6 protein-coding genes are annotated in these 4668 nt (G+C 65.7%); 2 read left to right on the top strand and 4 right to left on the bottom strand.

Annotated features, from left to right (window positions below; translation table 11 throughout):
* Positions 1-110 precede the first annotated feature (110 nt).
* The 4 genes from FO268_RS23255 to FO268_RS22605 form a co-directional block, all read right to left on the bottom strand.
* Positions 111-329 carry a MipA/OmpV family protein gene (locus FO268_RS23255; protein ID WP_150995407.1) on the bottom strand — a complete coding sequence of 73 codons (219 nt, stop codon included), beginning with the start codon at positions 327-329 and terminating at the stop codon, positions 111-113.
* A gap of 113 nt (positions 330-442) precedes the next feature.
* Positions 443-1255, bottom strand: a complete 813-nt coding sequence (locus FO268_RS22615) for an SDR family NAD(P)-dependent oxidoreductase (RefSeq protein WP_075196027.1) — start codon at positions 1253-1255, stop codon at positions 443-445.
* The gene (locus FO268_RS22610; protein WP_053115222.1) at positions 1252-2238 is read right to left on the bottom strand and encodes an aldo/keto reductase; all 987 of its coding nucleotides are present in this window, start codon (positions 2236-2238) and stop codon (positions 1252-1254) included. Before FO268_RS22610 ends, FO268_RS22615 begins: the two co-directional genes overlap by 4 nt.
* Positions 2239-2441: 203 nt before the next feature.
* The gene (locus tag FO268_RS22605; protein ID WP_053115221.1) at positions 2442-2876 is read right to left on the bottom strand and encodes a universal stress protein; all 435 of its coding nucleotides are present in this window, start codon (positions 2874-2876) and stop codon (positions 2442-2444) included.
* A gap of 148 nt (positions 2877-3024) precedes the next feature.
* Here FO268_RS22605 and slyA point away from each other — a divergent pair, with 148 nt between their 5' ends.
* Both slyA and FO268_RS22595 read left to right on the top strand, forming a co-directional pair.
* Positions 3025-3498 (top strand): transcriptional regulator SlyA, encoded by a 474-nt coding sequence (gene slyA / locus FO268_RS22600; RefSeq protein ID WP_053115220.1) that lies wholly within the window; start codon positions 3025-3027, stop codon positions 3496-3498.
* A 10-nt stretch (positions 3499-3508) separates the two neighbouring features.
* On the top strand, positions 3509-4668 hold a 1160-nt coding region (locus tag FO268_RS22595; RefSeq protein WP_225316970.1), incomplete at its 3' end, for an HlyD family secretion protein.

The following is a 4668-nucleotide window of genomic DNA, read 5'->3' as shown; positions in this document are numbered from 1 at the left end:
CCCTTCGGATGCGCGATGACTGGAGGGCTTGATCGTGGCGGGCAATTGGCTCAGGCAGCCAGGACCCAGTGGCCCAGCTCCAGAGACCCTGACTGGTTCAGTTATCGTGGTCAGAACCGGTAGTTGATCAGTGCGCCACCGAAGGCCTGAGTGGCGCTGCCAATGTCCTCCACAATAGGGCTGTCTTTGGCATCGCCGGTGAGGTAGGTCATACCGACAATGCCGGTCAGCGACCATGAAGGGCTCATCCGACATCTGATTGAACTGACTTGAAGCAAGCCACTGGCTCGGGCGGTCAGGGCTACTTGTGTCAACGCCAGGGCCAGCATATTCGCTGCCCGCCCGGGACCCGATTTACCCCGCCAAGCACCCGCAAGTGCGCCTCGAGACCACAAAACAAGAGGTCGAGTCCGCGCATCGTCCGCTTCCCCGAGCCACGTCGTCAGGCGATGGCCCAGCCGGCGTCATCCATTGCCGCCCTGGCGGCCTCGGCTCCCGATAGCTCTCCCCTCCACCGGGAGGCGTCGAGGCGTCGTCCCGTCACCCCGTCCGACGCGTCCGAGGCAAGCCAGAGAAGCGGCGGGACAATGATCGCGGGATCGAGCAAGCCGGTTCGCACCTCTTGCGGGAGACCGTCCGGGATCATGCCTGTCGCCGTCGCGCCGCCGGGGAGAAGACCGTTCACCGTGACCCCGGTGCCGTCTAAGTCCTGCGCCCAGATGATCGTCTCGGATTCCAGCGCCGCCTTGGATGGGCCGTAGGGCGAGAAGCCGCGCCGCCGCATGGTGGCGTGATTCATCGTGATATTGACGATGCGTCCGCGACCGGCGGCGATCATCAGCTGGGCTGCCGCCCGCGCCATCAGGAACGGCCCGTTCACGTTCGTGTCGATCACCATGCGCCAGACGTCCGGGTCGGTCTCCCAGAACCGGGTCGGCTCGGTCAGGAAGCGATCGCTGACATACTTCATCCCGCGACCGGCGTTGTTCACAAGCATGTCGAGCCGCCCGAAGCGGTCACGCGCCATTGCGACGACGCGGGCGCAGTCTTCTTCGCGCGTGACATCGGCGAGTATCGGAACAACCCGGTCGTTCCCGACGTCGCGGGCCACGGCCTCGATTTCGGTCGCCTGGCGCGATGCAGTCGTGATGACCCGCGCCCCCGCCGCCACGAGGCCCAGCACCATCGCGCGGCCCAACCCGCGGCCACCGCCGGTGACGATCGCGACCTGGCCCTCGAGTCGCTCGCCGCTCATCGGTTCAGCGCCTGCATCTGGGGTGCGGCATAGCGCGCGCCTGCGGCCGCGCCGGACGGCAGAATGCTGTCGATCCGGGCAAGATCCTCGGCCGTGATCCGCAGGTCGAGCGCCCCCACATTCTCCTCCAGTCGGCTGCGCTTCTTGGTGCCGGGGATGGGCACGATGTCCTCGCCCTGCGCTAGCAGCCAAGCCAGCGCGAGCTGGGACGGCATGCAGCCCTTCTCCTGCGCCATCGCCTCGATCTCCTGCACCAGATCGAGGTTCTTCTGGAAGTTCTCGCCCTGGAAGCGCGGCGAGCTGCGGCGGTAGTCGTCCTCGGCGAGATCCTCAATGCGGCGGATCTGCCCGGTGAGGAAGCCGCGTCCGAGCGGGCTGTAGGGGACATAGCCGATGCCCAGCTCGCGTACCGTCGGCAGGATCTCGTCCTCCGGCTCGCGGCTCCAGAGCGAATATTCGGTCTGGAGCGCGGTGATCGGGTGGACGGCGTGCGCGCGCCGGATGGTTTCCGGCGCGGCCTCCGACAGGCCGAGGTAGCGGACCTTGCCGGCCTTGACGAGCTCGGCCATGGCGCCCACCGTTTCCTCGATCGGCGTGTTCGGGTCCACCCGGTGCTGGTAATAGAGATCGATATGGTCCACCCCGAGCCGCTTCAGCGATGCATCGCAAGCCTGGCGCACATATTCCGCGTCGCCGCGAATGCCGAGAAATTCGCCGTTCTTGCCGCGGACGTTCCCGAACTTGGTCGCCAGCACGACCTTGTCGCGGCGGTCGGCGATTGCCTTGCCGATCAGAACTTCGTTGGTGAATGGGCCATACATGTCGGCGGTATCGAGGAATGTGACGCCAAGATCAAGCGCGCGGTGGATGGTCGCGACCGCCTCGGCCTCGTCGCGACCGCTATAGAATTCCGACATTCCCATGCAGCCTAGGCCGAGGGCAGAAACCTCGAGCCCCTGCGAACCGAGCTTGCGCGTCTGCATCTGTGTCTCCTTTTCCTTTGTGTGTCGCGTACAATGACCGCTTGGCCAAAGATGTTCCTCTGCCGGGGCACGCTTATCAGACAGCGATTTGCGCCGGGCATGACGCCATTCTAACCCCCGTGGCGGCCTCGCTTTCAAGGGCTTTCTCCTCGGCCTAACCGGCGAAGACCTTGATGAAGGCCCTGCGACATATTCCTTGACAACTACCGGTCCGCGACGGCCACCAGCAGGCTGCATGGCGCGTGGGCGAGCAGCGAAGCACCGACGGAGCCGTGCCACCACCGGGCCAGCGCGCTCTGTTCGCGGTGACCGACCACGACCAGATCCGCGCCGACCTCGTGCGCCATTCGACCGATCTCCTCGGCGGGGTTGCCCGCGGCGAGGCGCGTGTCGACGGAAAGCCCCGCCCGCCGCAGCGATTCCGCGCCCTCCGTCAGCACGCGGCGCACTTCCTGATATTCTCGCTCCGGCAGGTCTGAGGGGGCCGCCGCTTCAGCGAGCGCGACACCCAGTTCATGGGCGACGACGGCGAGGAGATAGACACGAGCCTGGCAAAGCGAAGCCAGCTCGGCCCCCTGATCCAGCGCCTCACGGCCTTGCCGGCTGCCGTCATAGGCCAGGAGGATCGTCCGGTACATCGTGGTGCTCCTTTGTGTGATCGGGATGGATCGCCTTTCCCGGTCCTCTGCTCTAGACAGTGCAGCCTTCGGGTGCTACATCCCTCGCTATTTGATACATAGCTATCTATTGATTATAGTACAGCTACCTAATGATGCAGGCAATGAGATGACGAAGCCCCTCGACGATAAAGAACAATTCGGCCTTCGCCTCGGGCTGGTCGCCCGGCTGTGGCGCGCCGAAATCGACCGGCGGCTGGCCACCTTTGGCCTCACCGAGTCCCGCTGGTTGACCCTGTTACATCTCTCTCGCCTGCCCCAGGCGGCAACCCAGCGTGAATTGGCCGAGGCGGTCGGGGTGCGGGGGCCGACCCTGGTACGCACGCTGGACCGGCTGGAAGCCGAGGGGCTGATCGAACGCCGGACAGAAGCTAGCGACCGCCGCACCAAATCGGTTCACCTGCGCGCGGAGGCCGCCCCTGTTCTGGAACGCATCGAAGCAACCGCAGCGGCGGTGCGCGCGCAAATCTTCTCCGACCTATCCCAAGCCGAGGTAACGACTTGCCTGAAGGTCTTGGAGCAGATCGCCGGCAAGCTGGGCGGCACGCCAAGGGCGATGCGGCTTGCGGACGAAGACCGATGAGGGGTAGGCCGTGGACCAGCATGTGACCCATCTCGAACGCCAGGGCGACGATCCGGAAACCGATCTGCGCACAGTCCCCGACAAGGAGACGGAGGCTGGGTCAGAGGCGGTTTCACCTCCTGTCCGCACCCGGCCATGGCGACGGTATGGCGCGATTCTGGCGGCGCTGATCGTTCTCGGAGGAGGCGGCTGGTGGTTGTATCAGCAGTTCACCCATGTCTTTGTGACGGACGCCCGTGTCGCCGCGGACATTGTTGCCATGAGCAGCCGGGTTCCCGGTTGGGTGACGGCGCTCGAAGTGACCGAGGGGGATGCCGCGCAGAGAGGCAGGGTTTTGATGCGGATCGACGACCGGGAAAGCCGCCTCCGCGTCGAGGAGCTTGCCGCGCAACTCGCCGGGATTGCCCGCCGCCGCGAGGAAATCGAAGCGCGCATCGCTCTCACCGACCGTCAGACGCAAAGTCGTATTACCGCCAAACAGGCAGCGGTGAGGGCTGCGGAGGCCGCGTTGGCAGGAGCGACGGCGCAACGCGATCTTGCCAGGCAGGACAATGACCGGGCGGAGAAGCTGGCGCCGAGCGGCGCCATCAACCGTGCGCGCCTGGACCAGACGCGGGCGGCGCTGGAGACGGCAAAACAACAGGCGTTCAGTGCCCAGGCGGACTTGGAAAATGCCCGCGCCGCCCTTGCCGAGGCTGAAGCCGCGCGCGGGGAAGTCACGGTGCTCCACACCCAGCTCGCCGAACTCGGCCCGGAGGAACAGCGGCTGCATGCACAAAAGTCCCGGGCGGCGCTCGACCTCGAAGACCGCACCCTCGTCATGCCATTCGACGGCGTTGTGGACCGGGTCTTCGTGGACAAGGGCGAATACGTCACCCCCGGCCAGCGTTTGCTAATGGTGCATGACCCGCAGCGGGTGCGCGTCGAGGCGAACGTCAAAGAGACCGACATCCGATTCTTCCGGCCGGGAAAGACCGTGACGATCACTGTCGATGCCCTGCCAGGTCGGCGCTTCGAGGGCACGGTCACGCGCGTCGGGCAGGCCGCCACCAGCGAGTTCGCCCTGCTGCCCAACCCCAACCCGAGCGGCAATTTCACCAAGATCACCCAGCGCCTGCCAGTGCGCATCGCGGTGCAGCAGGACGGCGGCGAACTCAAGCCGGGTATGAT

The sequence above is a fragment of the Marinobacter denitrificans genome (genome assembly GCF_008795955.1).
GTDB lineage: Bacteria > Pseudomonadota > Gammaproteobacteria > Pseudomonadales > Oleiphilaceae > Marinobacter > Marinobacter denitrificans.
The sequence above is the reverse complement of the archived record's forward strand: the minus strand, read 5'-3'. Positions and strand labels throughout refer to the sequence as shown.

Excerpts from the sequence above, each read along its gene's own strand:
- slyA (WP_053115220.1), top strand. The coding sequence starts at position 3,025 with ATGACGAAGCCCCTCGACGATAAAGAACAATTCGGCCTTCGCCTCGGG.
- FO268_RS22610 (WP_053115222.1), bottom strand. The coding sequence starts at position 2,238 with ATGCAGACGCGCAAGCTCGGTTCGCAGGGGCTCGAGGTTTCTGCCCTC.
- FO268_RS23255 (WP_150995407.1), bottom strand. The coding sequence starts at position 329 with ATGCTGGCCCTGGCGTTGACACAAGTAGCCCTGACCGCCCGAGCCAGT.
- FO268_RS22615 (WP_075196027.1), bottom strand. The coding sequence starts at position 1,255 with ATGAGCGGCGAGCGACTCGAGGGCCAGGTCGCGATCGTCACCGGCGGT.
- FO268_RS22605 (WP_053115221.1), bottom strand. The coding sequence starts at position 2,876 with ATGTACCGGACGATCCTCCTGGCCTATGACGGCAGCCGGCAAGGCCGT.